The following is a 16,303-nucleotide window of genomic DNA, read 5'->3' as shown; positions in this document are numbered from 1 at the left end:
GATCTACTCGCCACTCTCTCCCTCACGGAGGGACGATACGACCCACTCCCACCACAGGTTCAAAAATGTTTAATTTTTTCTGCCCTTTTACCTCCGATTGGCCCTATCAGGGCTCGCCCGAAGGCCGCCCCTTGGCTAAGCTAGCGCCCCGATATGAACCTTCTCCAGATGAGAGCGCCGGATGATTGCGATAACCCCCGTGGCGGCCCTGCGCGGCCTGCTGCTGACCCTGCTGCTGGCGCTGGCCGGCTGCCAGCCCACCCCGCCTGCCCAGACCCGTATTCAGGGCAAGACCATGGGCACCTACTATGTGGTGACCCTGAGCGATAGCTATCCCGGTGGGGAGCCCTCCCTCAAAAGCGACGTAGAGAGCCTGCTGGCCCGGATGAACAAGGAGATCTCCACCTACGATCCGGGTTCGCTCATCTCCCGTTTCAATCAGGGACCCGCCAACACCCCGTTTGCCATCCCGCCCGCCATGGCCATCATAGTCCAGCAGGGGATTGATGCAGGTCACCTGACCAATGGCAAGCTTGATGTCACGGTCGGGCCGCTGGTCAATCTGTGGGGCTTTGGCCCGGACAAACGGCCGGTCAAGCGGCCCGATGAGGCAGCCATCGCCGCCGCCCGCCACAAGGTGGGCATCGACAAGCTGACCCTGACCCCGCAGGGGGATCACTTCCTGCTCGAAAAAACGATCCCGGATCTCTATCTCGACCTATCCACCCTTGGCGAGGGGGCCGCCTCTGACGAGATTGCCGCCCTGCTCGAAGGCAAGGGGGTACACAACTACCTGATCGAAGTGGCCGGTGCGGTGCGCAGCAAGGGCAACAACAGCAAGGGCTCGCCATGGAAAGTGGCCATCGTCGAACCCTCCGATCAGCCGGGAGCGTTTTCCGATATCGTCATCCCCAACGGCATGGCGCTCAGCACAGCGGGCAGCTATCGCAACTACTACGAGCTGGATGGCCAGCGTTACTCCCATATCATCGACCCCGCCACCGGCCAGCCGGTCACCCACAAGCTGGTCTCCGCCAGCGTCATCACCCCGACCGCACTGGAGGCCGATGCCCTCGATACCGCGCTGATGGTGATGGGGCCTGAAGCGGGGTTGGCATTTGCCAAACAACACCAGCTGGCGGTCTATCTCATCATCAAGACCGAACAGGGGTTCAAAGCCGAGTACACGCCGCAATTTGCTCCCTATCTGGCAGAGAAAAAACATTGAGTTCAAGGCCCTGGCAACAGGGCCTTTTTCTTTCACTCATCGCGGGCAAAAGGCGGACAAACGGAGATGGTTCGCAATCGACAACTTGGCCAATTGCCTCTTCGGGCGCTTTGGTGGCACACTTTCTCCCATCAGCCCGTAGCGCCTCGACCCAGACAGATGCAGACACCTGAACAAGAGCCAGAAAAAAAGAGCCCAGCCAAGCCACAACGCATTCTGATGGTCAATGAGCAGCGCTCGTTTCAGGTGATGATGAAGGCGATGCTGCTCAATCTGGGTATCAGCAACATCACCTACTCCAATACCGCCGAGGATGCGCGGCGCCGCTGCCAGAAGGGCAGTTTCGACATCTATCTCATCGATTACGATCTCGGGGTTGGCGAGAATGGCCGCCAGTTGCTCGAAAGCCTGCGCGACAAAGACCTGATCCCGCCCCAAAGCGTGGTGATCATGGTGAGTGGCGACAGCTCCCGCGCCATGGTACTGAGCGCGCTGGAAGCCGAGCCCGACGAATACCTGATGAAACCTTTCTCCCAAGAGCAGTTCTCGTTTCGCTTGAAGCGTGCCCTCGCCCGGCGCAACGCCCTGGCCAGCGTCTTTACCGCGCTGGCCGATGACAATCTGGCAGCCCTCATTACCGCCTGTGCCGAGCGGGCCGATGCGGTGCCCCGTTTTGCCAACTACTGCCGCTGCCTGCAGGCCGATACCCACCTCAAGCTGGGTCAGGCGCAGGAGGCGCGCGCCCTGATGCGCCAGCTGCTGGCCGGGCAGGAGAACAGCTGGGCCCGCCTGACGCTGGGCAAGGCCTGCAACACCCTGGGGCTCCACGAAGAGGCGGTCAGCCATCTGCAGGCGACCCTCAAAAATACCCCGCTGATGGTGGAGGCTCACCTCTGGCTGGCGGAATCCCTGCTGGCCCTTGGCAATGACGAGCAGGCGCAGCAGGAGCTCAGACGGGCGGTGGATATCTCCCCCCAGTCTGTGCAACTCTCCCGTCGGCTGGCGGAGGTGTGCCTGCAGCGTCACGACTACGCCCAGGCCAAGGATGTGCTGATGTCGCTGATCGACCTGTCGCGCAACTCGATCCATCGCACGCCCCATTATCTGGGGGCCTATATCCAGACCCTGACCCTCTACGCCCTCAACAGCAACGACAGCTACCACATCGCCAACCTGCAAAAGCAGGTCAATTCTGCCCTGTCGCGCATCCGCGATTCGCTGATGATGTCGGAGTTCAACTACCCGGTGTTCGAGCAGATCTGTCAGGCCCGGGTGCAGATTGCGCTGGGGGAGCTGCTCAAGGGCAAGAAGATGCTCTATCGCGCCAACCAGAACTGGCTCGATGAACCGGCCACCATGCCCCCCGCCCTGCTTGGTGAGACCATCCTCGCCCTCTACCAGCTCGGCGAGTTCGAATATGCCGAAAGCCTGCAAGGGCTGCTGGCGGAGGACGAAGATCGGCTGCTCACCACCTGCATTCAGGCAACCCGCGATGACAAGACAGTGCTGGAGCGGCGTCAGCGCTACCAGCAGCTCAACGATCTGGGGATCAAGGCCTATCAGAGCGGCGAGCTGGAGCAGGCCCTCGGTCATTTTCGCGAGGCCCTGCGCCGCGCCCCCGCCAATACCGGTGCGGCTCTCAACAAGATCCAGGTGCTGCTGCAACTGATGCAGAAAAACCGCAAGAGCCCGGAGTTTGGTGCCGAGTGCAAAGACACCCTGGACGTGCTCGACGGCATCCCCCTCAACCCGGCCCAGCAGGAGCGTTTTCGCAAGCTGCGTCAGGAGTTCAACCAGTTCAGCTAAGACGACGCCGCCGCGCCCCCTTTTCCCCGCCTATGCTGAAACCAGTTCGGCAATGCGAGGGAAACGAAGATGGCGATGTGTCGTTATCTGGTGGCCGATGGCCGCCACTGCAGTGAAGAGGCTGGCGATCACGATCTCTGCCACTGGCATGATCCCCACCATACCCATCAGGAAGCCCGCAGCGCCGAGGCGCTTGAACAGTACGTTCGCGCAGGCGGACTCTGCCACGGCCTGCAGCTGTCACGGGCCAATCTGGCGGGTCTCAATCTGGTCAACAAGGAGTCCGATCAGGGATTTTTGCTGGAGCAGTGCAACCTCTATCGCGCCAACCTGCGCGGTGGTCACCTCTACGGCCTGCGCATGAAGGGCGGCAGCCTGATGAAGGCTGATCTGAGTGATGCCAACCTCCAGTGCGCTACCCTCGATGACGTCAACCTGCTCGGCATCCGCTGGCACAACACCCGGCTCGACAACATGCAGACCGGCAAACGGGTGATGCAGGATCGCAAGGGGCGCCGCGAACAGGATCCCAAACAGGCGCGCATCTGGTTCAAGGAGGCGGAAGAGACCTACCGGGATCTGCGCAAAGCCTCCGAGGCACAGGGGATCTTCACCATGTCTGGCAACTATATCCAGCAGGAGCTCACCATGCGCCGCCTGCAACTGCCGTTCTGGTCGACCCAGCGCTTCACCTCCTGGGTGGTCGATCTCTTCTGCGGCTATGGCGAGGCCCCGATGCGGGTGGTGCTCTTCTCGTTGCTGCTCATCTTTATCTGCAGCATTTTTTACTTCTTCTGCGGACTGCATTTTCAGGGCGAGCACCTCATCTACCAACCCGGTGCCCCGCTCGAGCAAAATGCCATCTTCCTGCTCGAATGCCTCTACTACAGCGTGGTCACCTTCACCACATTGGGGTACGGCGACTTCACTCCGGTCGGGCTCTCCAGGATCTTCGCCGCCTTCGAAGCCTTCACCGGCAGCTTTACGCTGGCGCTGTTTGTGGTGGTTTTCGTCAAGAAGATGACCCGCTAAAACCTGTCCACGATCCTACTGCGAGGCTGTGATCAAGGCTCATGTGCTGCTTGGAATCCTCATGTATACATATACAATCCGGTTCCTGCGCTGCGCTTCACCTTGCTGACAGCCTCTCGCGACGGATCGTAAACAGATTACCAAGCAGCTGCACCAGTCACAGCCCCCGAACTTGCATCCACCGCCGATTCCTAGTCCAATAGCCACTTATAAAAATGACATGAGCATCCCGGACATGAAGATCATCTCTTTCAATATCAACGGCCTGCGCGCCCGTCTGCACCAGCTGCAAGCCATCATCGACAAGCACCAGCCCGATGTGATCGGCCTGCAGGAGATCAAGGTGCACGATGAAGCCTTCCCGCTGGCCGATGTGGAGGCCATGGGCTATCACGTGGAGTTTCACGGCCAGAAGGCCCACTACGGGGTGGCCATCATGAGCAAGCAGAAGCCGGTCAAGGTGGAGAAAGGCTTCCCCACCGATGACGAAGAGGCCCAGCGCCGGATGATCATGGCCACCTTCGAGCGCGAAGACGGCTCCCTCATCAAGGTGATGAATGGCTACTTCCCGCAGGGTGAAAGTCAGGATCACGAGACCAAGTTCCCGGCCAAGCAGAAGTTCTACGAGGATCTGCAGCACTACCTCGAGACCAACCACACCCCGGACGACCAGCTGGTGCTGATCGGGGATATGAATATCTCCCCCACCGATCTCGACATCGGCATCGGCGAGGCAAACCGCAAACGCTGGCTGCGGGATGGCAAATGCTCCTTCCTGCCCATCGAACGCGAATGGATGGAGCGACTGAAAGGGTTCGGTCTCACCGACACCTTCCGCGCCGCCAACCCCACCGAGTGCGAGCGTTTCTCCTGGTTTGACTACCGCTCCAAGGGCTTTGACGAGAACCGTGGCCTGCGCATCGACCTCATCATGGCCTCCGATGCTCTCAAGGACAAGGTGACCGAGACCGGTATCGACTACGAGCTGCGCGGCATCGAGAAACCCTCCGACCACGCACCCATCTGGGCCTGCTTTGCCTGATGCGGCGCAAGATTAACCGATGAACCGCGACGAATTCGTAAACTGTGAAGCGGCTCGCGGTTGCCTGCGATAAAAGGGCGTAAAAAACCCATGAAGAAAAGGTGCCTTATGGCACCTTATTTTTTGCAGCAAGGAGTGGCTGGCGTGATACGGTTGCGAAGAGCCCTGGCCCGGGATGAACATCCCCGAAGCCCCCGCCCAAATCGGAAAAGTCAGACTTTTTTCGTCAATCGGCAACCCTAATTGCCACTTTGAGAAGGTTGTGTTCAAGGTTGCCGTCCTATCATCTCCCATTCCAATCATAAAGAAGTTGTTTTTTTAATCATGAAGTTAATGATGTGTATGGAGAAACATGCTGAACGCAGCAGCCGAAATCGATCCAACAGGAGTGTGATGATGAAGGTGCCCAATGCCGGAAGAGAGGTTTACAAACGCAGCTTGCTGACCCTGGCGCTGATCAGCGGTCTGAGTGCCTGTGGCGGCGAGACGACCCAGACGGCACAGACCATGCCCGCCGTCCCTGTGGTGGTCGCCGAGGTCAAGCTGACCGATGTGCCGCTCACCACCGAGATGGTGGGAGAGACCGCCGGTTTTCGCGAGATCGATGTGCGCTCCCGGGTCAGTGGCATCCTGCTCAAGCGCACTTATGTGGAAGGCCAGCCGGTTACCGCCGGTCAGGAGCTGTTTCTGATTGACCCTGAGCCCTACAAGGTGGCACTGGAGCAGGCCAAAGGGACCTTGGCTCAGGAGCAGGCCCGTCTCAACAAGGCCCGTGCCGACCGGGATCGCATCATTCCCCTCTTCAAGCGTCAGGTGGTGAGTCGCAAGGACTATGACGACACCATCGCCAACTACGAAGCGGCCATCGCCAGCCATCAGGCCGCTCAGGCTAAGGTGAAAGAGGCGGAGCTCAACCTCAGCTACACCCAGGTGACCGCCCCCATCAACGGCATGGCGAGCAAGAGCTCCCAGTCCGAGGGGAGCCTTATCTCCACCAGCGGCGACAACGGCCTGCTCACCACCATCACCCAGTTTGATCCGCTCTACGTCAACTTCTCCTACTCGGAGCAGGATCGCCTCAACTTCGAAAACTCGGTAAAGAAAGGAGTGATTGAAGCGAAGGATGCCACCACCTGGCGCACCCATATCCGTCTGGCCGATGGCTCCCTCTATCCGGAGGCGGGCAAGCTCAACTTCTCCGACAACCGGGTCGATCCGCAGACCGGCACCATCCGTGCCCGCGCCATCTTCGACAACAAGGACGGCGTACTGCTGCCGGGCCAGTTTGTCCGCATGACCATCGATCTGGGCACCCGCAAAAATGCCATCGTGGTGCCGCCGCGCGCCATCGTCCAGTCCCAGGCTGACCGCATGGTGATGGTGGTCGATGCCGACAACAAGGTGGTGCCCCGTCCGGTGACCCTGGGCGCGGCAGTCGACTCCGGCGTGCTGATCGAGAGCGGCCTGCAGGCAGGTGAGCGCTATATCGTCGAAGGCTTGATGAAGGCTCGCCCCGGCGCTGTGGTGAAACCTGTCTCTGCCGACGAGATGAAGGCGATCACCGGCAAGGTGGTCAGCCAGTCTGCGGCCAAGTAAGGAGCCCGTATGTTTTCCAAGTTCTTCATAGAACGCCCCATCTTCGCCAGCGTGATTTCGATCATTATCGTGCTGGGCGGGTTGGCGGCGATGCGGGCGCTCCCCATCGAGCAATATCCCCAGATCACCCCGCCGGTGGTCTCGGTCACGGCGTTTTATCCGGGCGCAACCCCGGAGGTGATCTCCCAGACCGTGGCAGCGCCGCTGGAGCAGCAGATCAACGGCGTAGAGCGGATGATCTACATGCAGTCGGGGTCGGCCTCCAACGGCCAGATGAACCTCAACGTCTACTTCGAGATCGGCACCGACCCGGATCAGGCCACCATCAACGTCAACAACCGGGTCTCGGCCGCCATGGCCCAGCTGCCGGAAGAGGTGAAAAAGCAGGGGGTGACGGTCAAGAAGAAATCGACCTCCATCCTGCAGGTGGTCACCCTCCAGTCACCGAATGGCTCGTTTGATACCACCTATCTGTCGAACTACGCCCTGCTCAACATCATCGACGAGCTCAAGCGGATTCCTGGCATCGGTGATACCACTCTGTTTGGCGGTACCGACTATGCCATGCGTATCTGGCTGCGACCGGATCGACTGGCCCAGCTCGAGCTCACCCCGAGCGACGTGATTGGCGCCATTCGCGAGCAGAATACCCAGTTCGCGGCGGGCAAGATCGGTGCCCAACCCACCACGGCCCCCATCGACTTCACCTACACGGTGCAGACCAAGGGGCGCCTTGAGGATGTGAAGGAGTTCCAGAACATCATCGTCCGCTCCATGCCCGATGGCTCCAAGATCCGGGTCCGCGATGTCGCCCGGGTCGAGCTGGGGGGCAAGGATTATGATCTGGTGGCCCGCGCCAACGGCAAACCGGCCATCGGTATCGCCACCTATCTGCAACCGGGCGCCAACGCCGTCGCGGTTGCCGATGCGGTACACGCCACCATGGAGCGACTCAAGGAGCGCTTCCCGCAGGATATCGAGTACCAGATCCCCTACGACACCACCGAGTTCGTGAAGATCTCCATCGAAGAGGTGGTACACACCCTGTTCGAGGCGATCGTACTGGTGTTCGTGGTGGTCTATCTGTTCCTGCAGAACTTCCGCGCCACCCTGATCCCCTGTATCGCGGTGCCGGTGTCGCTCATCGGGACTTTCGCCGGCATGCTGGTGCTCGGCTTCTCCATCAACCTGCTGACCCTGTTCGGCATGGTGCTCGCCATCGGCATCGTGGTGGATGACGCCATCGTGGTGCTCGAGAACGTCGAGCGGATCATGAGCGAGAAGAAGTGCTCCGCCAAAGAGGCTGCCATCCTCGCCATGCAGGAGGTCTCCGGTCCGGTGGTCGCCATCGTGCTGGTGCTCTGCGCCGTGTTCCTGCCGGTCGCCTTTATGGGCGGCATGACAGGGGTGATGTACAAGCAGTTCGCCATCACGGTCGCGGTCTCGGTCGCCATCTCCGGTCTGGTGGCACTGACTCTCTCCCCGGCCCTCTGTGCCGTGTTGCTGAAAGAGGGACACCACAAACCGGCCCGCTTCTTCGTCTGGTTCAACGAAAAATTTGACCAGCTGACCCGCGGCTATGTGCGGGGTGTGGCCTTCCTCAACCGTCGGGTGGGGGTCGCCTTTGCCATCATCGCCGTGCTGATCCTCTCCATCTACAGCCTCTTCCTGAAAGTGCCGGGCGAACTGGTACCGAACGAAGATCAGGGCTACCTCATCTCCGCCGTCATGCTGCCGGATGCGGCCGCGATGAGCCGGACCCAGGCGGTGGCGGATCAGTTCGACAAGATCGCCATGGCCAACCCCCATGTGAAGGATGTGATCACCTTCTCGGGCTTTGACATTCTCTCCAATGCCATCATCAGCAACAGCGGCATGACCTTCATTACCCTGAAGGACTGGAGCGAGCGTCAGGGGGCCGGGCAGGACTCCTTCTCGCTGGCCAAGACCTTCCAGGGCTTGAGCCTGATGGGGCTGGCGGATGGCTTTGTCGCCTCCTTCAACCCGCCCCCCATTCAGGGGATGTCCACCACAGGTGGCCTTGAGGCCTATCTGCAAAACCGTGGCACCGGCAACGCCCAGGCCTTCTCAGGCGAAGTGCAGCGCTTCCTCGAAGCTGCCAAGGCGCGCCCGGAGTTTGCCAGCGTCACCAGCACCTACCGCGCCAACGTACCGCAGGTCTATCTCGACCTGGATCGCGAAAAAGCCAAGGCGCTTGGGCTGCCCATCAACGCGGTGTTCGACACCATGCAGGCCACCTTCGGCCAGGTCTATGTCAACGACTTCAACCAGTTCGGCCGTACCTACCGGGTGCAGTTGCAGTCCGAGGCCGACTACCGCGCCAAGAAGAGCGACATCCGCAACGTCTATGTCCGTTCCGACAAGGGGGAGATGATCCCGCTCAGCAGTCTGGTGACGGTGCGTGATGCCACCGGCCCCGAACTGGTCGAACGCTTCAACATCTTCCAGGCCGCCAAGATCATGGCCCAGCCCGCCCCCGGCTACAGCTCGGGTCAGGCCATCGCCGCGCTAGAAGAGGTCGCCAATGAGGCTCTTGGCAACGACGCCAAGCTGGAGTGGACCGGCTCCGCCTATCAGGAGAAAGCGGCCGCAGGCAGCGCAGGCATGGCCTTTGGTTTCGGTATCGTGATGATCTTCCTCATTCTGGCCGCCCAGTATGAACGCTGGAGCCTGCCGTTTGCGGTGATCACCGCCGTACCGTTCGCCCTGTTCGGTGCCCTGCTCGCCACCTGGCTGGTGGGGCTGACCAACAACGTCTACTTCCAGATCGGGCTGGTGACCCTGGTCGGCCTTGCCGCCAAGAACGCCATCCTGATCGTGGAGTTCGCGGTGATGAAGCACGAAGAGGGGATGAGCCTCATCGAGTCGGCACTGGAGGCGGCACGCCTGCGTTTTCGCCCCATCGTGATGACCTCGCTCGCCTTCATCCTCGGCTGCGTGCCGCTGGTCACCTCCAGCGGCGCCGGTGCGGCAAGCCGTCACGCCCTCGGCTGGCCGGTCATCGGCGGCATGCTGGCGGCCACCTTTATCGCCATCTTCTTTATCCCGCTCTTCTTCCGCCTCATCATGAGAGGATCGGAAAAGCGCGCCAAGCAGTAACGCTCTACCTAGGCGTTCCACCGATAACAAACTACCCCCGCCCGTGCGGGGGTATTTTTTTGTCTGCGGTGTGCTTCAATGACACACATCGAGACTTTTTTGCACAGGATCCGGATATGCTGGCTCAGCTCTGGCTCGCGACGACCTTGACGACCACTACCCTCTCCGCCTGTGGTCATCACGATTATCCCCCCTGGAACTGGCTGAGCGATGGCAAGATAATCGGCGTTTGTGCCGAAGTCGTCAGTACCCTCTATCAACGGTTGGGTTTCAATATGGATCTCTCCTATGTGGGCCCCTGGGCCCGCTGTCAGCAGAAAGTGGCGAAAGGAGAGGTCGACATCAATATCTGTGCGCTGCTCAACGAAGAGAGAGCACACTACTCCCGCTTTACCCGAACGCCCATGGCCATCAATGACATGGCGGTGTTCGTGCGCCAACCCGGAAGCTGCTTGCTGCAGCGACGGGAGGATCTGACCGGACTGCGGGGAGCCATGATGATAGGCGTCAGCCTTGGCAGCGAAATGGATGATTTTTTGCAAGCGAATACCCGTATCTACAGGGTCAACTCCCTCAAGCAGGTATTTGGCCTGCTGGCCAGTGATCGGGTCGACTTCGTTCCCTATGGCCGCTCTTCCGGCCGCCTGTTTTTGAGCGAAAATTACCCGAGCAGCGGAATGGCTGATCTGCAGTGGCCACTGCAGCGCGGTGAGCTCTATATTTCTGTTTCACTGCAATCCCCCCATCTTGACACCCTCGAACAACTGGAGACCATGCTGCAAGCGCCGGGCATGAGTCAGTGGATAGACCAGCTGCTGGAGAAATACAGTGACCTTTACCTGCAACAGCAGCGCCAGCAGAAGCCTTGACCTTCTCCTGCGAGCAAGGTTTAGAGTTTGGCAACTTGCCCCCTAAGGATGTCAGGATTGTCACTCACCCAGCTTGCTGCAAGATTGCCCTCTGTTGCTCTGGCCCGGCTATTGCTGGCGCTGCTGCTCGTCTGCAATCTGACCCTCTGCATCAGCTGGCATGGTTCTCCCCTCTCCTCCGAGCCGACCCCAAACAGGGCCCAGTCGATGGTGATGTTCGATTCATCCATGGCGATGGCGGATGACGATATCTCTCATGCAATGCCCGCAATGGATCACCCGGGCGATGTCATGCCTCTCTCCTGCCATCAGGGAGACGAGGGGTCAGCCATGGGCGATGAGTGCCAGATGCAGACCGGCGTCAATGCCCTCTCCTTCGGCGCGATGGCTCTACTGGGTGTATTGGTCGCCCTGCTGATCTTCCCCATGCTGCTTGGCAACAACGTCGCAACTGCACTGCTTGATAACTGGTTGCGGGATCCCTTCCTGCGATCCCGCGGTACCCATCCCCCCTCCTGGCCACGCCGACACCTGATGCTGTCGGTGTTGCGCCACTAGAAAGCGCTTCTCTTGCGGCAGCGGCAAGCCTCGGCTTGCCCGTTTCCTGCCGCCTTGCCTGACCCTGTGCCCCGGCCAAACCGGCCCGCTCGCAGGGAGCCGTGCGCGCTGATACAGCTGCGCCCCGTTTGCCGCCAATCCCTTGGGTGATGCCTTGTCCATCTCCCATCCGGCGGCCTGCACAAGAGAAGAGATATGATGTCACTTGTCCCTGTTACTGGCCTTATCGCCGCCAAGAACCTTGTCCCCCTGCCACTGAGTGGGGGTGTGCGATGAGCCAGAAACTTCTGGTATCGGCCCTGCTGCTGGCCCTCGGCGCCGGTGGCGGCTACTGGGCCGCCAAACAGACCACAACTGGCACTGCAGCCAAGGAGAAGACGCCGCTCTACTGGGTCAACCCCATGGATCCGCGCGACAAGCGCGATGCCCCCGCCAAGGACAACATGGGGATGGACTTCATCCCCGTCTATGAGGAAAAACAGGGCGGCTCGCCGGGCACTGTCACCATCAGCCCCGAGATCCAGCAGAACCTGGGGGTACGGCTCGCCAAGGTGGAGAAGCTCCCCATCCACCAGCAGATCGAGACGGTGGGCTACGTCGGCTATGACGAGGACCGGCTGGAGGCGGTCAACGCCCGCATGGCAGGCTGGATCCGCACCCTCGCCATCAAGAGTGAGGGGCAGCAGGTGAGCAAGGGGAGCCTGATTTACGAGCTCTACGCCCCGGATCTGGTCAATGCCCAGCACGAATACCTGCTGGCGCTCAACACCGCCAACCCCCTGCTGCTGCGCGCCGCCGAGGGCAAGCTCAAGTCCCTGCAGGTGCCGGCGGATCAGATAGCGGCCCTCAAGCGCAGCCGACAGGTGCAGGAGACTGTGCGTATCTATGCCCCGAGCAGCGGTTATGTTTCCGAGCTCAAAGTGCGTGAAGGCCAGTATGTGGAGCCCGCCGCAGCGCTGTTTAACATCAGCACCCTCAAGCAAGTGTGGGTGAGCGCCGAGGTGTTCGAGCGCCAGGCCGCCCAGCTGAAGGTGGGCGATCCGGTCACCATGACCCTCGACTACGCCCCCGGCCGCCACTGGCAGGGCCGGGTCGATTACCTCTACCCGACCCTGGATGCTGCCACCCGTACTCTCAAGGTACGGCTGCGCTTTGCCAACCCGGACGAGTTCCTGAAGCCCAATATGTTCGCCAAGGTGAGCATTCGCACCGGGCTGGGCGAACCCCGGCTGGTGGTACCGAGCGAAGCGGTGATCCGTACCGGCAGCCAGGACCGGCTGGTGCTGGCACTGGGGGATGGCAGCTTCAAGTCGGTCGCCGTCACCCTGGGCCCACAGTTTGGCGACAAGGTTGCCATCCGGGAGGGAGTTGAAGCGGGGGACGACATCGTCAGCTCGGCCCAGTTTCTGCTCGACTCCGAATCGGCCATCGATTCGGACTTCCAGCGCATGACGGCGGTGCGCCCCGCCCAGGTGTGGACCCAAGGCGAGGTTGAAAGCATCGATCTGGCCAACCGCACCCTGATGGTCTCCCACCAGCCCATCCCCGAGTGGCAGTGGCCCGCCATGGAGATGGAGTTCACCGTGGCAAACGGGGTCGACATCAGCAAGCTGGCCGAGGGACAGACCCTCCATCTGCAGGTGATGCAGGAGGGGGATGAGTACCGCATCACCAGCATCCATCAGGAGAAGGCTCCCGCCACTGACGGCGACGCCAAGCCTGCGTCGGATAAGATGGAGAAGATGGAAGGCATGGACCATAGCCAGCATCAGATGGCGATGCCCGAGATGGAGAAGAAGTCATGATCCCTGCCATCATTTGCTGCCTGACAGGCAACCGCTCTCCGCTCTCTGCACCAAATAAGCAAGGAGCCGAATCATGATCCCCTCCATCATTCGCTGGTCCGTGGGCAACCGCTTTCTGGTGCTGCTGTTGACCCTCATGCTCACCGCCTGGGGGCTCTGGTCGGTCAAGCAAACCCCGGTGGATGCCCTGCCGGATCTCTCCGATGTGCAGGTGATCATCAAGACTTCCTATCCGGGCCAGGCGCCTCAGGTGGTGGAGGATCAGGTGACCTACCCGCTCACCACCGCCATGCTGGCGGTGCCGGGGGCCACCACGGTGCGCGGCTACTCCTTCTTCGGCGACTCCTTCGTCTATGTGCTGTTTGACGACAACACCGACCTCTACTGGGCCCGCGCCCGGGTGCTGGAGTATTTGAGTCAGGTGGCCCCCAACCTGCCCGCCTCCGCCCGCCCCCAGCTCGGCCCGGACGCCACCGGGGTGGGCTGGGTCTATCAGTACGCGCTGGTGGACAAAACAGGCAAGCATGACCTCAGCCAGCTCACCTCCCTGCAAAACTGGTTCCTCAAGTACGAGTTGCAGACGGTGGAGGGGGTCTCCGAAGTTGCCACAGTCGGCGGCATGGTGCGCCAGTATCAGGTGCGGGTCGATCCGGACAAGCTGCGCGCCTACGGCATTCCGCTCTCCCTTATCGAGACCGCCATCAAACAGGGCAATCAGGAGACAGGTGCCTCCGTCATCGAGATGGCGGAAGCGGAGTACATGGTGCGCTCCAACGGCTATCTGAAAAGCGTCGAGGATCTGAAGCAGATTCCGCTCGGCACCACGGTACGCGGCGCCCCGCTGCTGCTCGGCGATGTGGCGGATGTGGTCACCGGCCCCCAGAGCCGGCGCGGTATTGCCGAGCTCAACGGCGAAGGAGAAGTGGTCGGTGGCATCATCGTCATGCGCTACGGCGAGAATGCCCAGCACACCATCGACGGGGTCAAGGCACGGCTGGCGGAGCTGAAAAGCAGCCTGCCGGAAGGAGTAGAGATCGTCACCGTCTATGATCGATCCGACCTTATCCAGCGCGCCATCGACAACCTCTCCGGCAAGCTGCTGGAGGAGTTCGCCGTGGTGGTGCTGGTCTGCCTCGCCTTCCTGTTCCACCTGCGCTCGTCACTGGTGGTGGTCATCACCCTGCCCATCGCCATTCTGGTGGCCTTTATCGTCATGCACCTGCAGGGGATCAACGCCAACATCATGTCGCTCGGGGGCATCGCCATCGCCATCGCCATCGGCGCCATGGTGGATGGCGCCATCGTGATGATCGAGAACGTCCACAAACACATGGAGCGGGAAGCATTAACGGACAAGAACCGCTGGCGCATCATCACCGAGGCGAGCATCGAGGTGGGGCCCGCCATCTTCTTCTCCCTGCTGATCATCACCATCAGCTTCCTGCCAGTGTTTGCGCTGGAGGCGCAGGAGGGGCGGATGTTCCACCCCCTCGCCTACACCAAGACCTACGCCATGGCGGCCGCGGCCGGGCTCGCCATCACGCTGGTGCCGGTGATCATGGGTTACTTCATCCGTGGCAAGGTGCTGGCGGAGCAGGCCAATCCGCTCAACCGCTGGCTAAGTCAGGGCTATGTGCCACTGCTCAAGGCCGTGCTGGCCCGTCCGAAAACCACCCTGGCCATCGCCGCCGTGGTGACGGTGGCGGGCTTCTGGCCGCTCAAGTACCTCGGCTCCGAGTTCATTCCGCCGCTCGATGAGGGGGACATCATGTACATGCCCACCACCGCGGCCAATATCTCGGTGGGCAAGGCGCGGGAGATTTTGCAGCAGACCGACAAGCTCATTCGCACCGTGCCCGAAGTGCAGAACGTGTTCGGCAAGGCGGGGCGCGCCGAATCAGCCACCGACCCCGCCGATCTGGTGATGATGGAGACCAGCATCCAGCTCAAGCCTCGCGACCAGTGGCGTCCCGGCATGACTCCGGAGAAGCTGAAAGAGGAGCTCGACTCCCTCATCCGCTTCCCCGGCCTCACCAACGCCTGGGTGCCCCCCATCAAGACCCGCATCGACATGCTGGCCACCGGCATCAAGACCCCGGTGGGCATCAAGATTGCGGGGCCGGACCTCAAGGTGATCCAGCAACTCGGCCAGCAGCTGGAAAAGATCGTCGGCAAGGTGGAGGGCGCCTCATCGGTCTACGCCGAGCGGGTAGCCGGTGGCCGCTACGTCAAGGTGGATATCGACCGGCTCAAGGCGGCCCGTTACGGCCTCAACATCGCTGACGTACAGGCGGTGCTCGCCACCGCGGTGGGCGGCATGGAGGTGGGGCAGACCATCGAGGGGCGCGAGCGTTACCCCATCAACCTGCGCTATCCCCAGAGCTATCGCGATTCGGTGGCCAGCCTGGAGCTCTTGCCGCTGGTGACCCCGAGCGGCGCCCGCATCGCGCTGGCGGACGTGGCCCGGGTCTACATCAGCGACGAGGCCCCCATGCTGCGCAGTGAAAACGCGCGCCTCAACGGCTGGGTCTACGTCGACATTCGCGGCCGCGACATCGGCTCTTTCGTGGCACAGGCCAAGGCCGAGGTGGACAAGCAGCTGGTGCTGCCGGCGGGCTACGCCCTCACCTGGTCCGGTCAGTTCGAATACATGGAGCGGGCCAAGGCGCGCCTCGCCTACGTGGTGCCGCTCACGGTCGCCATCATAGTGCTGCTGCTCTATCTGGCGTTTCGCCGCTTCCAGGAGGTGCTGCTCATTCTCACCACCTTGCCGCTGGCGGTGGTGGGCGGGATTTGGACCCTCTGGTTGCTCGACTTCAACCTGTCAGTCGCCGTAGGTGTTGGCTTTATTGCCCTGGCGGGGGTGGCGGTGGAGACCGGCGTCTTGATGCTGGTCTACCTCAACCACGCCTGGGATGACCTCGTGGCCAGCGGCAAGCCGGACCAGGCGGGGCTGCACCGGGCGGTGATCCACGGCGCCGCCCTGCGCCTGCGCCCCAAGATGATGACGGTGGTCACCATCATCGCCGGCCTGTTGCCCATCATGTGGAGCCACGGCACCGGCTCCGAGGTGATGCAGCGCATCGCCGCCCCCATGATCGGCGGCATGGTGAGCGCGCTGGTGCTGACCCTACTGGTGCTGCCCGCCGCCTACTACCTATGGCGCAGCCGCAGCCTTGGCAAGAGAGTGAACCAACAAGCCGAATAACCCGATTTCACGATCCATATTGACTGAACGATAAGGAAA

Annotated in this window: 10 protein-coding genes; all 10 read left to right on the top strand. The window is 61.4% G+C overall.

The features are described 5' to 3' along the window. The first annotated feature begins 181 nt into the window (after positions 1-181). The 10 genes from AACR14_RS14025 to AACR14_RS13980 all read left to right on the top strand — a co-directional run bounded on the left by AACR14_RS14025 (position 182) and on the right by AACR14_RS13980 (position 16,264). Positions 182-1,228 (top strand): FAD:protein FMN transferase, encoded by a 1,047-nt coding sequence (locus AACR14_RS14025; protein ID WP_019446619.1) that lies wholly within the window; start codon positions 182-184, stop codon positions 1,226-1,228. Positions 1,229-1,387: 159 nt separating this feature from the next. Further along, the gene (locus tag AACR14_RS14020) at positions 1,388-3,034 is read left to right on the top strand and encodes a tetratricopeptide repeat-containing response regulator (protein ID WP_005361691.1); all 1,647 of its coding nucleotides are present in this window, start codon (positions 1,388-1,390) and stop codon (positions 3,032-3,034) included. Between the two features lie 69 nt (positions 3,035-3,103). After that, on the top strand, positions 3,104-4,066 hold the full coding sequence (locus AACR14_RS14015) for an ion channel (RefSeq protein ID WP_019446618.1): 963 nt from the start codon (positions 3,104-3,106) through the stop codon (positions 4,064-4,066). 235 nt (positions 4,067-4,301) lie between these two features. Then, complete coding sequence (xthA, locus tag AACR14_RS14010; protein ID WP_005337776.1) at positions 4,302-5,108, top strand: exodeoxyribonuclease III; 807 nt, start codon at positions 4,302-4,304, stop codon at positions 5,106-5,108. A 396-nt stretch (positions 5,109-5,504) separates the two neighbouring features. Then, positions 5,505-6,704, top strand: coding sequence for an efflux RND transporter periplasmic adaptor subunit (locus AACR14_RS14005; protein ID WP_005353223.1), 1,200 nt, complete (start codon positions 5,505-5,507; stop codon positions 6,702-6,704). A gap of 9 nt (positions 6,705-6,713) precedes the next feature. Continuing rightward, a complete protein-coding gene (locus AACR14_RS14000; RefSeq protein WP_019446617.1) occupies positions 6,714-9,824 on the top strand; it encodes an efflux RND transporter permease subunit in 3,111 nt (1,036 codons plus the stop codon). A gap of 116 nt (positions 9,825-9,940) precedes the next feature. After that, complete coding sequence (locus tag AACR14_RS13995) at positions 9,941-10,693, top strand: substrate-binding periplasmic protein (protein WP_019446616.1); 753 nt, start codon at positions 9,941-9,943, stop codon at positions 10,691-10,693. A 57-nt stretch (positions 10,694-10,750) separates the two neighbouring features. Next, positions 10,751-11,251 carry a hypothetical protein gene (locus AACR14_RS13990; RefSeq protein WP_019446615.1) on the top strand — a complete coding sequence of 167 codons (501 nt, stop codon included), beginning with the start codon at positions 10,751-10,753 and terminating at the stop codon, positions 11,249-11,251. A 272-nt stretch (positions 11,252-11,523) separates the two neighbouring features. Next, positions 11,524-13,056 carry an efflux RND transporter periplasmic adaptor subunit gene (locus AACR14_RS13985; protein ID WP_019446614.1) on the top strand — a complete coding sequence of 511 codons (1,533 nt, stop codon included), beginning with the start codon at positions 11,524-11,526 and terminating at the stop codon, positions 13,054-13,056. A 73-nt stretch (positions 13,057-13,129) separates the two neighbouring features. Continuing rightward, positions 13,130-16,264, top strand: a complete 3,135-nt coding sequence (locus tag AACR14_RS13980; protein WP_019446613.1) for an efflux RND transporter permease subunit — start codon at positions 13,130-13,132, stop codon at positions 16,262-16,264. Positions 16,265-16,303: the final 39 nt, after the last annotated feature.

This window comes from Aeromonas sp. 159 (assembly GCF_963862045.1).
GTDB lineage: Bacteria > Pseudomonadota > Gammaproteobacteria > Enterobacterales > Aeromonadaceae > Aeromonas > Aeromonas veronii.
The sequence above is the reverse complement of the archived record's forward strand: the minus strand, read 5'-3'. Positions and strand labels throughout refer to the sequence as shown.